This is a genomic window from Geobacillus stearothermophilus ATCC 12980 (assembly GCF_030369615.1).
Lineage (GTDB): Bacteria > Bacillota > Bacilli > Bacillales > Anoxybacillaceae > Geobacillus > Geobacillus stearothermophilus.
Genome location: NZ_CP128494.1, coordinates 1,178,043 through 1,195,000 on the forward strand (window position 1 = coordinate 1,178,043; position 16,958 = coordinate 1,195,000).

A 16,958-nucleotide genomic window follows, 5' to 3' on the forward strand; every position below is an offset into this window, starting at 1 on the left:
TCAAAGAAGGGATGGAGGTCGTCGATCCATTTAATAGGCGGGCATACTATTACACATTTGTAGAAATTGCCGACTATACAGCCGGGCAAAAAAGTCCGTTTCTCCAACAAAGTGTTATTGATTATTATTTGGAAAAAAATGAGCGATGGAAGCTAAAAAGCGTTCATGAAAAAACACCGGTCGTACATGTAAAAAGCAGAGACGGTCATCTTCTTCCTTATTTGCCCCATTTATTAAAGTTAACTTGTTTTCCCCGAAATGTACGAGTATATTGATTTTCAGCATTTGTCCTTTTTATCCGAAGAACTGTTCACCGATGTAACGGCAGGGGAGAAGTATCGCGTCGATTTGTTAGTCGAAACGAAATTAAAAGGGGAAGATGGGCTGATCATCGTCCATATCGAAAACCAAAGCTATGTGCAGCCGTCGTTTCCTGAACGGATGTTCATTTACTTCAGCCGCTTGTTTGAAAAATACCGCACGAACATCGTTCCGATTGCCGTTTTCAGCTACGATGCCATCCGCGACGAACCCTCTTCGTTTACGCTTCAACTTCCTTTTGGCAACATCCTTCACTTCCGCTTTTTCACCGTCGAACTGCGCAAACAAAATTGGCGCAACTATATTCGCATTGACAACCCGATCGCCGCTGCGCTGTTAAGCAAAATGGGTTATACTGAAAGTGAACGAATCGAATTGAAAAAACAGTTTTTACGCATGTTAGTTCGTTTAGAGCTGGATGAAGCAAAGCAGCGATTGTTAATCGGCTTTTTTGAAACATATGTGAAATTGTCGGATGAAGAAGAACAACGATTGCGAAACGAGGTGAACCAAATGGAAACGAAAGAAAAAGAGCAAGTGTTGGAATTGTTGATTTCGTATGAACAAAAGGGAAAACGTGAAGGAGCTAAGCAAAAAGAGCGAGAAATGATGCGAAAAATGATTGCAAAAGGAATGAGCATTGCCGATATTGCACATATATTTGACCTAACGGAAGAAGAAGTTCATAAAAGGGTAAAAGATGAGTAGGAAGGGGCAGTGCTTGGCATCTGCTAGCTCCTGAAATAGCGTTTTTACATTTAGCGATAAACTCACAATAAGGATGTGATTCCAATGATGACAAATAAAGATTATCAAGAAATCGTAGAAAAAAAGTACGGTAAGCCGTTGAAAGAGATTATGTATGAACTTTGCGTGATTAGAGATGTTGTTCCTTGGGAAGGGGCAAGCGAGTTAGGCGTGCCTAAAAGTACATTTTTATCATGGAGAAATAAATTTCGTTTTGGTCCGATTCAAAGAAGAGCTGATTTTGCAAGACAAATGCGTGATAACACGATTAACAAATATAAACAGGAATTAGAGGATATTGATTTCGAACGTGATTTTATTTATAAGGATGAAAAGACGATTAGAGGATTTAAAGAAATAATGGAGCGCCTTTTGGAACTGGAGAGATACAAGAGAACATTATTAGATGACGAGGATACTTCTTCCGATATATTAATAACAATGAAAATAGCAACCATTGAGCAGACATTAAATTATTTGATGGAATACGAACAAGGGAAGTTGCATGAAGAATTTAACCGGGAGCGAGAACGTATACATTATGGGAGGAAATAAAGAGATTTCAAACGATATTTTGCATGTGGAGTGAAATGTATAACGATTGACCACGACCGCTTGTTTAAATAAAAAGATGGCACAGCGTTTTTTAATGGTTTTATTCTTCGCTTTTTCCCGAATATGTATTGGCCTGGTACCTGTTGTTACCCGCTAAAGGAGAAAGCTACCCTAAGATGATGGGGTAGTTTTTTGTTGTGATCGCCCGATTTTTCAGTCGGCATATTAGTTGATTACGTATAGGAAATTTGTAAATAATTTGACAATATTCGACAGCATTTTTCTGCAAATATTAGTACAATCGAGTTAAATGAGCTTTTTTGGATTTAGGAATAAGGGAGGGGAATACAATGACAACGATTTGCAAAGCCGACTACTATTACGGGGCGTTGCTTTCTGCGTTGGTCAACGGGGGACTTGCACCGGCTTTGTTTGAAAAAGAAAACGATAACCGGCAAATATACGAAGTCTCGACGAATAAAGCGAGTTATATCATTTATACGAAGTACAATACCACTCCATCAGGTTCCAAGGATTTCACTTGGTCTTTTTCGTTTAGCGACAATGAGATCGAAGAAATTACTAAGATTCATCAGGAAAACAACAAAGAAAAAGAATTGATCTTTGCCTTTATTTGCAGCCAGAAGCAATTAAGCGACTACAATCAAGTCATTGCCATCGTCTACTGGGACGAATTTCTCGAGTGCGTGGATATCGAAAAAGAACAGATTCGTGGAACGGCGCGGCTGTCAGTGAAAGCAGTCAAAGGTTCCCCGTGGCTTCGCATTTACGGCAGCAAGCGTGCTGATATGCTAGACGGAAAAGTTCCATGAGCAATTTTTGCTCTCCACCCGGGCATGAAAATGACCGCTGAAGGCGCATGTATTTTCACGGAAAAGATCCATGGGCAATGGTTTGCCCTCCACCCAGGGATGAAAATCCCCCTTTTCTTCCCATAATGAAGAATAGGCGCAAACAGTTTAACAGGACGTTATGCTTAATGGTGGCTTAGACCCTGTACGGAAAAGTGTTTGAATCCACTGGGTGCACCACCCATTGTCCGCCCTTTCCTGTGATAGAGGAAAGGTGACGACGAACGGAAAACTGCCGCATGTCTCCCGTGGATTCACTGTTTGCGCACTCGATCATCGAAAAGGAGGATTTTCATCATGGATGTCATCTATCCTCGCTGCGCAGGATTGGATGTTCATGCCGAAACCATCGTCGCCTGCGCGCTATGGGAAGAAGATGGACACATTCAAAAGGACATTCAAACCTTCTCCACGTTCTCGAAGGGACTTGGCGACCTGCTTGAGTGGCTCGAAGAACATGGCGTCACCCATGTCGCCATGGAATCCACCGGCGTGTATTGGAAACCGGTCTTCGCCTTCCTCGAGGGCTATGTCGACTTGACACTGGCCAATCCGCAGCGGATCAAAAATGTCCCGGGAAGAAAAACCGATGTCTCTGACGCCGAGTGGATCGCCAAGCTGCTCCGCCATGGACTCGTTGAAAAAAGTTTCGTCCCCCCAGCGGATATTCGCGAATTGCGGGATTTTACCCGCCTCCGCAAAAAGTGGGTCGGACAGCTGACTTCGGAGAAAAACCGGATTCAAAAAGTGCTCGAGTCTTCCAATGTCAAACTCGGCTCGGTCCTCTCCGATCTCTTCGGCGTTTCCGGAAAAGACATCCTCGCCCGGCTGCTGGAGAAGGGATACGTGGACAAGGACGAGTTGGATGAATGCCTGCGCGGAAGGCTCAAAAAGAAAAAGCAAGCGGTGTACGATTCGCTGCTCGGCACCTTGACCGAACACGAGCTCCGTCTCCTTCGCCTCTTGTGGAAACACGTTGAGGAATTGGAGCGGCTCATCGAAGAAGTCGACCAACACATCGACCGCCTGCTCGAGCCGTATCGCGAGGAAGTGAACCTGCTGATGACCATGCCCGGAGTGAAAAAACAAACCGCCGCCGTCATCATCGCCGAGATGGGAACCGACATGAGCGTCTTTGAAACGCCGGAACGGGCGGCTTCATGGACTGGATTGTCCCCCGGCAACCATGAAAGCGCCGGAAAGCGAAAGAGCACGCGCACGACAAAAGGCAATCCCCATCTCCGATCGGCGTTATGCGAGGCGGCATGGTCAGCAGCTCGATCCAAGACGCATCCCTTGTCCCGAAAGTTTTGGTCGTTGGCGGCCCGGTGCGGGAAGAAAAAAGCCCTCATCGCCATTGCTCGGCGGATGTTGGTGATCATCTTTTGCATGATCTCCCGCAAAGAGCCGTTCCGCCAACCACAACTTATTTAGTCTAGCCAAAAGGCAGACAGGTTATACGAGATGCCTAAAATCGGGCACCTCTGCTTTCCTATTGCCTTTTTTGGCCATTTTCAGTATACCCTCACGGATCAGGAGCGTATACCGCACTCACCAAGTGGTGGGGATTTTCACGGAAAAGACAATACGATAAGAATTGAAAGAAGTCGATTGAGTAGTTTGTAACAATAACATTTGGGGGCGGGGAGGGGAATTGTGAATATGGGTCTTTTCTATACATTGCTTCTTTTGCTCTTGCTTGTTTTGCTGGCAAGATGGATCAAGTCAAAAGAAGCGGAATGGATTGGATCGTATGGAGAATATAAAGTCCGTAAAGCAATTAAAAATATAGAAGCAACATCATCTGGAAAATACAAAGCTTTTCATAACCTGTATATTCCTAGACAGGATGGCTCCACTTCACAAATTGATCATATTATCCTTTCCGATCAAGGACTGTTTGTCATCGAAACGAAAAATTACAGCGGCTGGATTTTCGGAGATGAAACGTCAAAATATTGGACGCAAGTCATTTATAAACGAAAAGAAAAATTTCCTAATCCTATTTTGCAGAACAAAGGGCATATCAAGGCGTTAAGAGACTGGCTTGGGGAGGAGTTTGCGCATATTCCGATTCACTCGGTTGTCGTGTTTTTGACGCGGGCAAAGTTTAAATCAAATGCTCATTTTGCCCATGCTTATGTGGTTTATCCGAAACAATTGAAACAAGTGCTCGAGCAACATCAAACAAAAGTGATCGATAGGGAAACAAAGGAACGTTTAGCTCAAAAATTAGAAACAGTGCTTGCCAAAGATAAGACACAAGAAAAAGAAATGAAAAAGTGGCACATGCAAGCGATTCGAACGAAGCAAAAGCAGACGGAACAACATATACAGCAAAACCGTTGTCCAAAATGTGGCGGTGTTCTAATCGTTCGGAAAGGGAAATACGGAACATTTAAAGGTTGCAATAATTATCCGAAATGCAAGTTTACGCAGTCGATTGGCTGAACTTGCAACACGGCCGTTTGGGCAGCAACTATAGATAAGGGAAGGAGGAAAATGATGTTTTCTATTCACGAGGAATTGGAACGCCTATCGCAAAAGTATCGATTTTTTGCTTCAAAAGAAGCGTTTAAACAGTCATTAAAATTTCAGCTTCAAGAAAAATTCCGCGTCGAGGAGAACAAACGCTTTCATGATTATCTGATCGATTTGTGGGTGGAAGAACCGGAAAGCGGGCGCCAATACGCGATTTGTTTAATGAACAAGCTCGCTCGGGTCACGATAAAGCAAAACGGGCAAACGATTGAATTGAAGCACCACGGTGCTCAGGATCAGGGTCGTTATGATTTTTTGGCGCAAGTGGAAAAGTTAGAACGAATAACAATGGGGAGAAGGAATGTATACGGGATCGTTGTGCTGCTAACGAATGACCATTTGTATTGGACCGAGCCGATGCGACCAAATACGGTGGACTGCGAGTTTCGCATTCATGAAAACCGGATCATCACCGGGGAGTTAAAATGGCAGGAACGTGCATCAGCAGGGACGAAAAAAAACCGTGATGCGCCGATCTTTATTAAAGGGAGATATCAATTGAAATGGCATCATTATTCTACTATCAACCAAGATAAACATGGCGAGTTCCGATATGTAGCCGTTCATGTTGGGGACGTATATAGTTGAGAGAAATAGTTTTAGTGTCTGTTGTCACCTATCGAAGAAAAGCTGTGTCAGGAACGAAAACGTCTCGGGCAAGACTTGATTAACCCGGATTTATCTGTTGTGATGAAGAAGTGTTATGAGAAGCAATTAAAAAATTAGAGTGCGACAGGAGAAGCTTCGTTGCACGCGGATCCTGTCACTTGTCGAATGTATGGGCACAGACAGGGGGGAGAAAGTTTGTTAGCTGAAATACATGGAAAAATATCATCAGACGGTTCGAATTTAAGCGAGCGGCTTGAGGATCAGTTGACAGCGAACGTATTTGGCACGTTGCGTTATCTCCCTTTTCACAAAGGGATTCAGCCGATTTTCAGCAAGGCCGTATTTTTTTCTCAAACTGATCAAACGGTGTTCATAAACGGTTTGGCGGCGCAAAAAGACGAATTTATAGGGGATAAAGTTAATTTTTGGGTCAAGGGGGAAAGAAGTGAAATCGATGTTTTGCTGGAATTGGATCATTTGACCATAGGAATCGAAGTGAAATACCATAGTCCTTTATCATCAGACGATCAATTGGAGCGAGAAGCAAGCGATTTATTAAACGGTAAAGGACAAACGCCAAAGTTTTTGCTCTTATTAGGAACGGAACCAGAAGTGAATATGATGGCTAAAAAGGTGATGGAAGACAGAAAACTGCCAAGCGGTGTTCATTTCGGGTATTTATCGTGGCAAGAAGTGCTCCATCAAATGGTGTACGTGCAAAAAAATGAAACATTCAATGAGTTTCAAAGGTTAATATTGGAGGATTTGGTTGCTTTATTGAGAAAAAAGGGATTTGCGCGTTTTCAAAACTTTCAAAGCCTTGCTTGTCCTTTAGTTGACCACTGCTCCTACTTTCATTTTTATACAGATGAACAGTTTTTTCATTTAAGTGCCAACCGTATTGAAAAGGAGGGGTATTATGAATTCTGTTAGCGTACAGGAAAACATAGAAAACGCTTTCGAGGTTATGCGAAAAACGTACGAGAGTGTCGATAAACTGTTGGTGGAAATGGACCGTCAATCGGTTGAATGTGGATTTGTTCCGGTGATCCCACAATTTTTACGTCAGAAATCTGACCGCGAGTATCAAGGCTGGTTCATTCAATCTTTTATCAAGCTATATCAGAGAGATTCTGCGCCTCCTTGCCAATCGGGAAATGGGTTGAAAAACGACCCAATCTATGCGGTTGAAATCTCATTCAAAGAAGAACCACGAATGACGTTGTGCAAATACGTGTATTCAACACTTGAACATTGGGATAAACCACCGAGCGTTTCTGAGCATTGGTTTTTCTACTGGCCTTTATATGATGGCGATAATTTTACTGACCATGAACTTGAAAATGGAGTGTTTAGAACCGTTCCGAATGACGAAAAAACTTCGGAAAAATATGGTAAAATTCAAGAAGTTATTTCAAAGAAAATTGATTTATTATCCATTACATCAACGAACATTAAGGATAGGGTGTTTGATGAGTTGCATCGTTTGTGACAGATAAACTGGAATTAGGGAAATGAAAACAGTTGACAGACTGAGGAGGGCGGTGCGTAGGGATCAAAATAGAAATGTCTCTTCGGATGGTAATATTCCGTCTAGCGGAGTTGGATAAATGGAGAAACGGGGGAAAGAAAAAACGGTAAAGATTTTTTATTGAAGAAAACCGTCTAGAAGGCTGGTGAAAAACGACTGATTTCGCCGAACCCATTGTTTTCGGTCGAAAGAGAAGCGTTGATTTTGCAAGACTTCTCTATTTGAGAAAAAAGTCCGTTTTTCCGCGATTTTTCACTAAATCACCGGCCTTCCAGAACAAAAGGATTTGGAGGAACCTGGATGTCAAAATGGTGGATGATCCGCGCGGGCGACCGCAATGAACTGATTCCGCTTTGGCTGGAAAAGGGCATCGCATCGATCGGTTGGGCGAGATTGGGCGATCCGAAGCGCTTTCGGTCGAAAGAACAGCTGCAGCGAAAGGCGGATGAAGTGTTTGCCGAGTCAAAACCAAAATCGAGAACGAGTTGGGTGAATCAAGTATGGCGGTTTGCCCATGAAATCAAAAAGGGCGATCGAGTGATCACATATTCAAAAGAGAAAAGGGAGTACATTGTTGGAACCGTGACAGAAGAGCATCGTTACGATCCCTCCATCGGGCATCCCTATTATCCGAACATCATCCGGGTAAAATGGGAAAATGCGACAGTTCCAAGGGATTCGCTGTCAGACGGAGCGAAGAACAGTTTAGGTTCGACGCTGACGGTGTTTCGAGTGGACGAATGGGGCGATGAAATCGAGCAGCGTTTACACAGTGAACCATTCTCAAAACCTCAACATGAAGAGGGGGAAACGGAAGAAATCGTTGAAGACCTTGTTGGAAAAGCGTTGATGATGATCCAAGACAAAGTGGACAAGCTTGATCCGTGGCAAATGCAAGATTTAGTGGCAGGCTTGCTTCAAGCGATGGGGTACAACGTGCAAGTAAGCCCGAAAGGCCCTGACGGCGGTGTGGATGTGCTCGCCTATAAGGACGCGTTTGGCTTTGAAAAACCTGTAATCAAGGTGCAAGTGAAGCATCGCAAAAGCGCCGCCTCGGCCCCGGAAATCCAGCAGCTTCTCGGGGCCAACCCGATTGATGCCAATTGCCTGTTCGTCTCCACAGGCGGTTTTACGTCCCACGCAGAGGCAGTCGCCAAACATAATTCCGTGAAACTGATTGATTTGGAAGAGCTGGTCAACTTGATTGTTCATTGGTATGAGAACATGCCTAGCGATGCGAGAGCGCTGCTTCCGCTGCAGAAAATGTATGTGCCTGAATAAAAGCCGTTTGGGGCCGATTTCCTAGTTGCTCGAGGTTTTCCCGATTAAGCGAGTTGATGTTTGTTGAGCCTTTATGCCAAGGCAGGGATTTCGCCGTATTGGCTTGGATGGAACACACAAGCGAAAAACGGAGAGCTTTCCCCAGCTCTCCATTTTTTCATTCATGCAGGATTTCGACCTTATGTTCACGAATGGTATTCCTTATGTTGGTTTCTTTCGTGAGGAACCGTTCTTTCCACGTGGGGGACGATTCGGCCAAGGATGTTGATGATGATAAACGGCCAACCGTTCGTCGTGCGGATGGTGCTCCCTAAGAACGCTGATCAAGTTGCGGTGTTTGCAAGGGCGGTGGCGCGAGAAGGTCGTCATGCCTGCGATCAGGGAAGCAGCGGTTCAAGGCTGCGGCGAATCCCATCGCTTCGCGTTGCCGTGCAGACGGGGCGTCTAAATGCAAGGGCAATGGCGGTGTGTGGCTGTAAAGATGGTGTTTTTGAGAGGGGATGAATGTTGCAAATCGTCACTTATACGTTCTATTCCATTGTGTCGGAACGAAGCGGGATTCGGCTGATCGATGCGGATTGGAGCGATCGGTGCGGATGGATCGTTGTGCAAAGAAACCGCCGACGGTTGGAGTGCGTCGTGAATGGAACTGTTCTTCATCCGGACGTCTCTGTTCGCTTTCCCATCATTCGCTGGGTCGACAGTGAGCGCTTTTTGCTGGCGGATGCGAGAAGTGACGGAATCAGCCATAATGTGTTTTTGGTAGATCTGCATGGAAATGTACAACATTCCTTTTGCGGCGGCGATGGGATTGAAGACATAGCGATTGGAAAAGAAGGGATCTGGATCGGCTACTTTGATGAAGGCGTGTTCGGCAAAGGAATTTCGACGGAAGGATTGGTTTTGTTTCGATTGGACGGTTCTCCGGCATTCAAGTATCATTCCCATCTGACGGATCGTCCAATGATCGTGGACTGCTATGCGATGTGCAAAGGAAAATCATCGACCTTGTGGCTTTTTCCTTACGACGATTTTTCGCTGATTCAGGTGGATCCTTGCAAAAAGACGGTGCGGAGATACAAAGCACCCGAGCAGCTGCGCGGATCGACCGCTGTATGTGTGAGGGGGAACTATGCGTATTTTGGCCACAGCTATCATGCAAAGGAGGAAGTGTACAGCTGGGACATCGGAAACGGAACGCTGGAGAAAATCGGGCGTCTTCATGGGGCGGTTCGAGGACTGGGGCCGAAGGAAACGAACCACTTTGTGAGTGTCGAGGATGATGCCGCGAGGGTGCATAGGATTCTCAATCCAGACGAATACGGGACGTCATGGTAAGATGATCGTGGCTGTTTTTCCGCATCGGGCAAGACGTTTTGGGCAGGCGATTTGAACGTTCCGCGGGAAAACGTGGGTCGATCCAAGCTGACGAATCCAAATTGCTGGGAGCGAAGAGCGAACTTTGGAGAGATCGGGGGTGGAGTTCTCTATTTTGTTTGTCTATCAGCTATTGAATTTTTAGGTGCAGATGGATAGAATGAAAAAGGAGCCATATGGCCCCGTAGCTCAGTGGATAGAGCGTCGGTTTCCTAAACCGTGCGTCGGAGGTTCGAATCCTCTCGGGGCCGCCATCTACATACGATTCGTTCGGGTTGAGATTGCCGAACCCCTTGATATGACTGCGTTTGTGGTCATTTTTCATTTTTTAGGAATCCCCAAAAAAACGATAGAATCCGAAAAAATTTTGCGCGAATTTTGCACGGCTATTTGGCATGATACAGCTCCTCCATTGCAAGGTCAACTTGCCGAGACTCTTTTTGTTCCATCTCATCTAAAATGTGCGAGTACGTTTGTAAAGTGGTTACAATATCTTTATGCCCCAGCCGCCGGGAAACGTATTTGATATTCACTCCCTCTAGAAATGTTGATTTATCAAGGCTTTTCGGCCCCTCAGGGGTGTCCAAAAAATATTTTTCGACAAAATCCCTTACATCCTTTTTCAGTTTTGTGGATATCTTACAGACCTAGGGTGCGCTTCGCGGCCACGGCTGGGGATATTTTCCTTCCGTGGGGAGAAGCGTATTCGATGCCCCCTTTGGATCTCCGCGTCGCTGATGAGGACGAACCCTCCCATGTCTCCGGGCGTCTTGGCGCCAACATTCCCTCGTTCGGTCTCGTCATCAGGCGGAGGCCGGCCAAGCTCCTTTGGGACTCAAGGTCGAATGGATAAAATCACGCCAGCTTCTCCGGTGTCATCTGGTTGTCCAACGATTCTTCCGTTCGCAGGGGGAGGCCTTAGGCCGCCCGTTGCACTTGGGACAAGACGTCCTGCTTCATTCGCTCCGCGTCAAACGCTTGTTTCTTCGTACAAATCGCAAACAGCACATTCAACAGCTTCCGGCACAAGGCGACGATGGATTGCTTTCCGGTCAGCGGGTTGACGGGGCGGGTCGTGTAATATTCATGCAGCTCGCGAAACGCCTCGTTGCGCCGGATCAGCGGAATCATCGCCCGAAACAGCACCGAGCGCAGCCGTTTCCGTCCCCGTTTGGAGATGTGCTTTTGCCCTTTGCGCTGGCCGGAGGAGTTCTCCTTGAGCGTCAGGCCCGCCAACTTCACCAATTGGCGCGGGTCCCGATAATGGGCGAAGCTGCCGATCTCCGCCAGCAGATCGATGATCGTGGCGTCTCCCAACCCATCGACCGTTTTCAACCATTGATACTCCATCGTCGTTTGAACCAATGCCTTCAACTCGGCGTCCAGTGCAGCGATCTCCGCCTCCAATTGGCGGTATCGGCGGACGAGCGCGGCGATCTCAAACCGGGCCATCGCTGTCCCTTTCGTCCCCCCAATGGAGTCCTTCGCGGCGTTGATCAACGCCTGAATTTTGGCCTTCTGCGGGCATTTCAGCCCTTCGCTTTGCCGGTACACCTCGATGAGCTCCTCGGCGGTCCGACCCGCCATATCGGCCGGAAGCGGCGTCCACTCCAACACCGAAAGCGCCGTTTTCCCCAAGTCACGAAACACGGTCCAAAACTCTGGAAAATACCGATCCGTCCAGCGGACGAGCGCGTTTTTCACCGCCGTCTGTTCCTTGCGGAGCTTCTCTTTGAGCGTGCTTCCCACGCGCAAATCGGCTTCGATCTCGTGCAGCAGCCGGGGAACGAGGAATCGTCCGTCTTTTGCCAGTCTGGCAATGACCAGGGCGTCTTTGGCGTCGTGTTTCGTCGGCAGGTTGTCATCGAGTTCTTTCGACCGGCACACATGCGCCGGGTTGACCATGACCAACGGGATCCCGTGCTCCTCGAGGAAGTAGGCCAGGTTCAACCAGTAGTGCCCGGTCGGCTCCACCGCGACGATCACCTCTGACTTCCCAAACGCTTGCATCGCCCCCTGAATCGCTTTATACAGCTGTTGAAACCCCTCTTTCGACTGGAAGATCGGGAACGATTTGCGAAGCACGCGCCCCCGGTCATCCACGAAGCAGGCGTAGTGGGTTCGTTTCGCGATATCAATACCCACGACAAGCGTTTGTTCGGTGACTTGATCAATTTTATAGTTTTGTGTACAATTCATCTGAAGTCCTCCTTGGTATGGTGAGAGATGTGGTTGACACCCCTGCATCATACCAAGAGGGCTTTTTTTGATCAAGTCCCCGGAAAAGCTCCTAACGGGAATGCTCCCTTGAGGGAAGCACGCAGGATAGAATGCTTGAACAAAGGCTGCTGCACCAGCTGTTTTTGAGAACGAAGCAGGGAGGAAGACCGATGCGCGTCTTGTATGAACGCTGTTGCGGATTGGACGTGCATAAGCAATCGATTACGGCTTGCGCCCTTACCCCTGAAGGAAAAGAGATTCGCACGTTTGGTACGCTGACCGACGATCTCGAGGAGTTGGTGGATTGGCTGAAAGAAAAAAAGGTGACGCACGTTGCCATGGAGTCGACGGGCGTATATTGGAAGCCAGTGTATAATCTCCTCGAAGCAGAGCCGATCGAAGTGCTTGTCGTCAATGCCCAACACATCAAAGCGGTTCCCGGGCGAAAGACCGATGTCAAAGATGCCGAATGGATCGCGGACTTGCTTCGCCATGGATTGCTAAAAGGGAGTTACATCCCTCATCGGGCTCAGCGGGAGCTCCGGGAACTGGTCCGTTATCGGCGCAGTTTGATCGAGGAACGGGCACGGGAGCTCAACCGCATCCAAAAAGTGCTGGAAGGAGCCAATATCAAGCTTTCTTCGGTCGTATCCGACATCAACGGGATGTCGGCCCGGCTCATCATTCGCGCCCTTATCGAAGGAAAGGACGATCCGGCGGCCCTCGCCCAGCTCGCCAAAGGGCGGCTGAAACAAAAAACGGAAGAGCTCCGGCGCGCGTTGAAAGGAGTGATGGGGCCGCATCAACGCATGATGCTGGCCGAGCAATGGCGTCATGTGGAGTATTTAGATGAAGCGATTGCCCGGTTGGATCGGGAAATCGAGGAACGAACGAGCCCTTTTCATGAAGCGCTGGAGCTCATCGATACGATCCCGGGAGTGGGGCGGCAAAGCGCGGAACAAATTGTAGCGGAAATCGGGACGGATATGAGCCGGTTCCCTACCGCCGCGCACTTGGCCTCATGGGCCGGAATGGCTCCCGGGAATCATGAGAGTGCAGGGAAACGGTTGTCAGGTCGAACGAGGAAAGGGAACAAGAAGCTGAGGTCGTGCCTCGTGGAATGCGCCCGTGCCGCCGCCCGAACGAAGAACACGTACCTATCGGCCAAGTATCATCGGATCGCCAAACGAAGAGGAGCGAATCGAGCGAGTGTCGCGGTCGGGAGAACGATTTTAGAAATGATCTATTACATCTTAACTCGAAAGGAACCGTATAGAGAGTTGGGAGCCGACTACTGGGATCGGCAGCGAGAAGCGAGCATCGTGCGTCAAACGGTGAAACGATTAGAGGGGTTAGGGTACGAAGTGAAACTGGAAAAAACGAGTGCATAGCACTTATTAACCATATATATACTGAAATACCTTCCTTTGGAATCCGATTCCGAAGGCTAGGTGGGCTCCGTTTTTTTGTCTTAAATGGTGTTTTCAGGATAGATGCAACAAAGAAGTTTAACATATCCTTGACAGAAAAGTGGTTTGCCCATTTTTGACTGTCGAAGGCAAGCCTATGGCTTGCCTCCGTCACGCTAAAGCGTGACGGAAGACCGAACAACCACCCGCTTCACAGATCCATACATGGGTCTGAAAGCGACGTTGTTCGGTCGCCCGACAGTCGATCCAATCGCTCTGTAAAAACTACAAATGTTAAAGATTCAAATTGCACCTATATAGTTCCCTATTCATTCCAAATCCATTTCAGAGAAACCCTACCCCCATTATATTACACAAAATTCTTGACGGTACCTAGCAATTTCCTATAAACTCTTTCATACGATAAATAAAGCTCACTTTACATATCGGTTTTTAATCATTAGAGTAATTTTACGTGTCAGGAGGGATTGACGATGAATGTTTACCTAATCATTTTCAACGTTGCTATATTGCTATTATTGATTGGTGTTCTGGCCTATATGCAAAAGAAACACGTTTCCTTCTCCAAACGGGTATTTACTGCTCTTGGACTCGGAATCGCCTTTGGGTTCGCATTGCAGGCAGTGTATGGGGCTGGTTCCGCTATCGTCCAGCAGTCCACCCAATGGTTTGACATTGTCGGCACAGGCTATGTAAAACTGTTGCAAATGATTGTTATGCCATTAGTTTTCATTTCTATCGTTATGGCGTTTACCAAACTTTCTATATCTAATAATTTAGGAAAAATCGCCACGCTCATTATTGGGCTATTATTGGGCACTACGGCGATATCTGCTTCTATCGGCATCATGGCCTCATTAGGCTTTCAATTAGAGGCGGTGGACATTCCTTCGGGAGAGGCGGAACAGATACGTGGGCAGGAGTTAGAACAAAAATATGAACAAATTCAAAACCTGTCTTTCCCACAAAAAATAATCGAGCTGCTTCCGGCAAATCCATTTTTAGATTTCACGGGACAGCGCAGCACATCCACCATAGCGGTTGTTATTTTCGCCGCCTTTGTCGGCATTGCTTATTTAGGAGTTGCTAAAAAACAGCCTGAACAGGCGGAAATGTTCAAAAAAATAGTAGATTCCCTGTACGCGATCGTCATGCGCATCGTCACGCTAGTGCTGCGTCTAACGCCTTACGGAATTTTAGCCATTATGTCCCGAGTGACTGCGACAAGCGATATCAACTCTATTGCAAAACTAGGAAAATTCGTCGTGGCTTCCTATATTGCACTTTTCGTTATGTTTGCCGTTCATTTGCTAATTTTAGCGTTGTCCGGACTAAACCCTATTACTTACGTAAAAAAAGTGCTGCCGGTACTGTCGTTTGCATTCACTTCTCGTTCAAGCGCGGCCACTCTTCCATTGAATGTTAAAGCACAAACAACCGCGCTTGGCGTTCCCGAAGGCATCGCCAACTTTGCCGGCTCATTTGGGCTGTCAATTGGGCAAAATGGCTGTGCCGGCATTTATCCTGCCATGCTTGCAGTGATGATCGCGCCAACCGTTAACATCGATCCAACTTCTCTTTCCTTTATTTTGACGCTTATTCTAGTCGTCACCATCAGTTCGTTTGGGGTTGCAGGCGTTGGCGGCGGTGCTACGTTTGCGGCGATTCTAGTGTTATCGACCATGAATCTGCCAGTAGCATTAGCAGGATTGCTCATTTCCGTAGAGCCGCTGATTGACATGGGAAGAACTGCCTTGAATGTCAGCGGAAGCATGACCGCCGGTGTCGTCACCAGCCGCATCACTAAAGAATTGGATTTAAATATCTATAACGGAGAAACGCAAAAACTAGAAGCATAGGGCTTGGATATGTCTTGCACTTTCCCGCCCACGCCAAAACATCCGGCTGCACTTGTGCGGTAAATGAAAGAAGAGAGCCTAAACATTATGAGTACCTGTCAAGCAGACACGCATAAAAAAATTACGGCATGGGTTCAGTATCCAACAGAACCCATGCCGTATTCATTTGTGCTTCTTCAACAATTTGCAGCGAAACGGAAACATGTCATGGCACCACAGATTATAGAAAAAATTCTGTTCTTCGACGGGAGTAAGAAATCGTTCACATTTTTAAATTCCATCCTGTATAAACACCCGCTAAAAATATTGTCGTAATCACAATAAAATGGAAGACAACCCATCCCCATCTTCCATAGCGAAAAGATTTAGATTGTATCGGTTTTCTTGAATGAGTTGGAACAATTTTTCCACCAATCCACTCAAAAAGAAGCAAATAAATCCACCACCATGTATAAGAGTCCCAAGCATCCCAGTTTTCTTTGTAATCCATTATCTTAACTGGGGGAATAACACGAAAATTTCTAAAAGCATCGCGATATGAACCATCCCCCAGTAAAAGGGGATCTTCCATCCCCATTTAGACGGACTATATCTCACTCCGAAAAGAACATAAAAAGGAATGACCGTAAACATTTCAATGATAGGTATCGGTGACATAGGGATAAGTCTAGCCGGAAAAGAGTAAAATCCGATAGAAACAAATACAAAACAAAGGAAAGCTCCCGTCAAACCGCTTATAAAATAGACTGTAGATGAGCAATTTTCATAACAATAATTACCATGTAAAAAGAAACAAACAGGGTACCCCTTATGCCACATGGAGCTGTTTTTTCACGGTATCAATGGGAATATTTTGTTTCGCTGCACAGTAAATGAACTCCACGAGGCTATGTCCTTTTCTCTTGCGCAAGAGATCGAGCCCATCAGAAAAATCGCTGTTCGACTCGAATAGGCTGTACACGTAAGCAAGCTGCACCAAGATCCAGTAGCGTTTCACCGCCCGAACCTGACGAACACGGTACCCATCGAGCTTCAGCTGGTCTTTCGCTTGTCGAAAAAAGCATTCGATCGACCAACGCTGGGCATAGTAGCGCAAGATCTCTTCATCGTTTAGCTCCCGGTCGGTGCTCAAGACGCAGTGAAGATGTTCCGATGTCATCGGCTGATTGGCTTTCCAAGCGAGCAGCACCACCGCATGGTCGAGACCGTTGAGCGCTCCTTCGTAACGATAGACGCGATAATGCTCTTCTCCCACCGTGACGAGGTGAGTGTCATTCGGTTCGATGGAGCGGGCCAACTGCTTCGCTTGGACGGCAACGCCGTTCGGATAGAGAATCCGGTTCGTCTTGAGCATCGCGATGACGTGGAATCCTTTTTTCAGACAAGCCGTACATCCAACGAAGAAAGCATCTCGATCGCGAGTTCCCCTTTGCTTTTTCCCGCCGTCTTGTCGTAGAGGCGGAAGGAAAAGGGAAACGCCTGGGTTGCAGTATGAACCATGAACCAAACAAGAGAATGGCCCCAAATCGATTTTTTCTCTGAGTGAGAGTAGTGCCAATCACATCCCTGAATCGCGTGTGTTGCCCGTGACGAAGGCTTGGTTTTTTGGCAAATC

Annotated in this window: 14 protein-coding genes, 1 tRNA gene and 3 pseudogenes (1 of these 18 only partly in view); 13 read left to right on the top strand and 5 right to left on the bottom strand. The window is 46.8% G+C overall.

Annotation, left to right across the window (positions count from 1 at the left end):
- Positions 1–243: 243 nt before the first annotated feature.
- From QSJ10_RS06280 to QSJ10_RS06330, 11 genes and pseudogenes are all read left to right on the top strand, one after another.
- Positions 244–1,029 (top strand): annotated as a pseudogene (locus tag QSJ10_RS06280) (Rpn family recombination-promoting nuclease/putative transposase); the annotation flags it as partial.
- Between the two features lie 84 nt (positions 1,030–1,113).
- Positions 1,114–1,623, top strand: a complete 510-nt coding sequence (locus QSJ10_RS06285) for a hypothetical protein (protein ID WP_021322736.1) — start codon at positions 1,114–1,116, stop codon at positions 1,621–1,623.
- A 350-nt stretch (positions 1,624–1,973) separates the two neighbouring features.
- Positions 1,974–2,456, top strand: a complete 483-nt coding sequence (locus QSJ10_RS06290; protein WP_049626058.1) for a hypothetical protein — start codon at positions 1,974–1,976, stop codon at positions 2,454–2,456.
- Between the two features lie 336 nt (positions 2,457–2,792).
- Entirely contained in the window at positions 2,793–3,929 is a 1,137-nt protein-coding gene (locus tag QSJ10_RS06295) for an IS110-like element ISGka2 family transposase (protein WP_064213609.1), read from the top strand.
- 228 nt (positions 3,930–4,157) lie between these two features.
- Positions 4,158–4,946, top strand: coding sequence for an NERD domain-containing protein (locus QSJ10_RS06300; RefSeq protein WP_033015517.1), 789 nt, complete (start codon positions 4,158–4,160; stop codon positions 4,944–4,946).
- 54 nt (positions 4,947–5,000) lie between these two features.
- On the top strand, positions 5,001–5,624 hold the full coding sequence (locus QSJ10_RS06305) for a hypothetical protein (RefSeq protein WP_080706524.1): 624 nt from the start codon (positions 5,001–5,003) through the stop codon (positions 5,622–5,624).
- 216 nt (positions 5,625–5,840) lie between these two features.
- A complete protein-coding gene (locus QSJ10_RS06310) occupies positions 5,841–6,578 on the top strand; it encodes a hypothetical protein (protein WP_053532735.1) in 738 nt (245 codons plus the stop codon).
- Complete coding sequence (locus tag QSJ10_RS06315; RefSeq protein WP_053532736.1) at positions 6,565–7,137, top strand: hypothetical protein; 573 nt, start codon at positions 6,565–6,567, stop codon at positions 7,135–7,137. Before QSJ10_RS06310 ends, QSJ10_RS06315 begins: the two co-directional genes overlap by 14 nt.
- Before the next feature lie 339 nt (positions 7,138–7,476).
- A complete protein-coding gene (locus QSJ10_RS06320; protein ID WP_033015505.1) occupies positions 7,477–8,457 on the top strand; it encodes a restriction endonuclease in 981 nt (326 codons plus the stop codon).
- Between the two features lie 507 nt (positions 8,458–8,964).
- Complete coding sequence (locus QSJ10_RS06325; protein WP_196332694.1) at positions 8,965–9,795, top strand: TetR family transcriptional regulator; 831 nt, start codon at positions 8,965–8,967, stop codon at positions 9,793–9,795.
- 217 nt (positions 9,796–10,012) lie between these two features.
- Positions 10,013–10,088, top strand: a tRNA-Arg gene (locus tag QSJ10_RS06330).
- 132 nt (positions 10,089–10,220) lie between these two features.
- Here the strand turns inward: QSJ10_RS06330 and QSJ10_RS15555 are convergent.
- Both QSJ10_RS15555 and QSJ10_RS06335 read right to left on the bottom strand, forming a co-directional pair.
- Positions 10,221–10,370, bottom strand: a pseudogene (locus tag QSJ10_RS15555) (site-specific integrase); the annotation flags it as partial.
- A 382-nt stretch (positions 10,371–10,752) separates the two neighbouring features.
- Positions 10,753–12,033: an IS110 family RNA-guided transposase gene (locus QSJ10_RS06335; protein WP_289493463.1), complete on the bottom strand. Its 1,281-nt coding sequence runs from the start codon at positions 12,031–12,033 to the stop codon at positions 10,753–10,755.
- Positions 12,034–12,224: 191 nt separating this feature from the next.
- Here QSJ10_RS06335 and QSJ10_RS06340 point away from each other — a divergent pair, with 191 nt between their 5' ends.
- Both QSJ10_RS06340 and QSJ10_RS06345 read left to right on the top strand, forming a co-directional pair.
- Positions 12,225–13,445: an IS110 family RNA-guided transposase gene (locus QSJ10_RS06340; RefSeq protein ID WP_049624520.1), complete on the top strand. Its 1,221-nt coding sequence runs from the start codon at positions 12,225–12,227 to the stop codon at positions 13,443–13,445.
- A gap of 512 nt (positions 13,446–13,957) precedes the next feature.
- Positions 13,958–15,343 (top strand): L-cystine transporter, encoded by a 1,386-nt coding sequence (locus QSJ10_RS06345; protein WP_049625340.1) that lies wholly within the window; start codon positions 13,958–13,960, stop codon positions 15,341–15,343.
- Positions 15,344–15,605: 262 nt separating this feature from the next.
- Here QSJ10_RS06345 and QSJ10_RS06350 read toward each other — a convergent pair whose 3' ends face one another.
- From QSJ10_RS06350 to QSJ10_RS06355, 3 genes and pseudogenes are all read right to left on the bottom strand, one after another.
- Complete coding sequence (locus tag QSJ10_RS06350) at positions 15,606–15,920, bottom strand: hypothetical protein (protein ID WP_147432157.1); 315 nt, start codon at positions 15,918–15,920, stop codon at positions 15,606–15,608.
- The gene (locus tag QSJ10_RS15560; protein WP_350330897.1) at positions 15,833–16,162 is read right to left on the bottom strand and encodes a CBO0543 family protein; all 330 of its coding nucleotides are present in this window, start codon (positions 16,160–16,162) and stop codon (positions 15,833–15,835) included. The genes QSJ10_RS06350 and QSJ10_RS15560 overlap by 88 nt, the downstream gene beginning before the upstream one ends.
- Positions 16,152–16,958, bottom strand: a pseudogene (locus QSJ10_RS06355) (transposase); it runs 320 nt beyond the window's last position. The gene QSJ10_RS15560 and the pseudogene QSJ10_RS06355 overlap by 11 nt, the downstream one beginning before the upstream one ends.

What these genes read in the sequence shown, in the direction of transcription:
- QSJ10_RS06300 (WP_033015517.1), top strand. Translation starts at nt 4,158, where the DNA reads ATGGGTCTTTTCTATACATTGCTTCTTTTGCTCTTGCTTGTTTTGCTG.
- QSJ10_RS06320 (WP_033015505.1), top strand. Translation starts at nt 7,477, where the DNA reads ATGTCAAAATGGTGGATGATCCGCGCGGGCGACCGCAATGAACTGATT.
- QSJ10_RS06305 (WP_080706524.1), top strand. Translation starts at nt 5,001, where the DNA reads ATGTTTTCTATTCACGAGGAATTGGAACGCCTATCGCAAAAGTATCGA.
- QSJ10_RS06295 (WP_064213609.1), top strand. Translation starts at nt 2,793, where the DNA reads ATGGATGTCATCTATCCTCGCTGCGCAGGATTGGATGTTCATGCCGAA.
- QSJ10_RS15560 (WP_350330897.1), bottom strand. Translation starts at nt 16,162, where the DNA reads ATGTGGCATAAGGGGTACCCTGTTTGTTTCTTTTTACATGGTAATTAT.
- QSJ10_RS06350 (WP_147432157.1), bottom strand. Translation starts at nt 15,920, where the DNA reads ATGGGGATGGAAGATCCCCTTTTACTGGGGGATGGTTCATATCGCGAT.
- QSJ10_RS06315 (WP_053532736.1), top strand. Translation starts at nt 6,565, where the DNA reads ATGAATTCTGTTAGCGTACAGGAAAACATAGAAAACGCTTTCGAGGTT.
- QSJ10_RS06345 (WP_049625340.1), top strand. Translation starts at nt 13,958, where the DNA reads ATGAATGTTTACCTAATCATTTTCAACGTTGCTATATTGCTATTATTG.
- QSJ10_RS06340 (WP_049624520.1), top strand. Translation starts at nt 12,225, where the DNA reads ATGCGCGTCTTGTATGAACGCTGTTGCGGATTGGACGTGCATAAGCAA.
- QSJ10_RS06335 (WP_289493463.1), bottom strand. Translation starts at nt 12,033, where the DNA reads ATGAATTGTACACAAAACTATAAAATTGATCAAGTCACCGAACAAACG.
- QSJ10_RS06290 (WP_049626058.1), top strand. Translation starts at nt 1,974, where the DNA reads ATGACAACGATTTGCAAAGCCGACTACTATTACGGGGCGTTGCTTTCT.
- QSJ10_RS06285 (WP_021322736.1), top strand. Translation starts at nt 1,114, where the DNA reads ATGATGACAAATAAAGATTATCAAGAAATCGTAGAAAAAAAGTACGGT.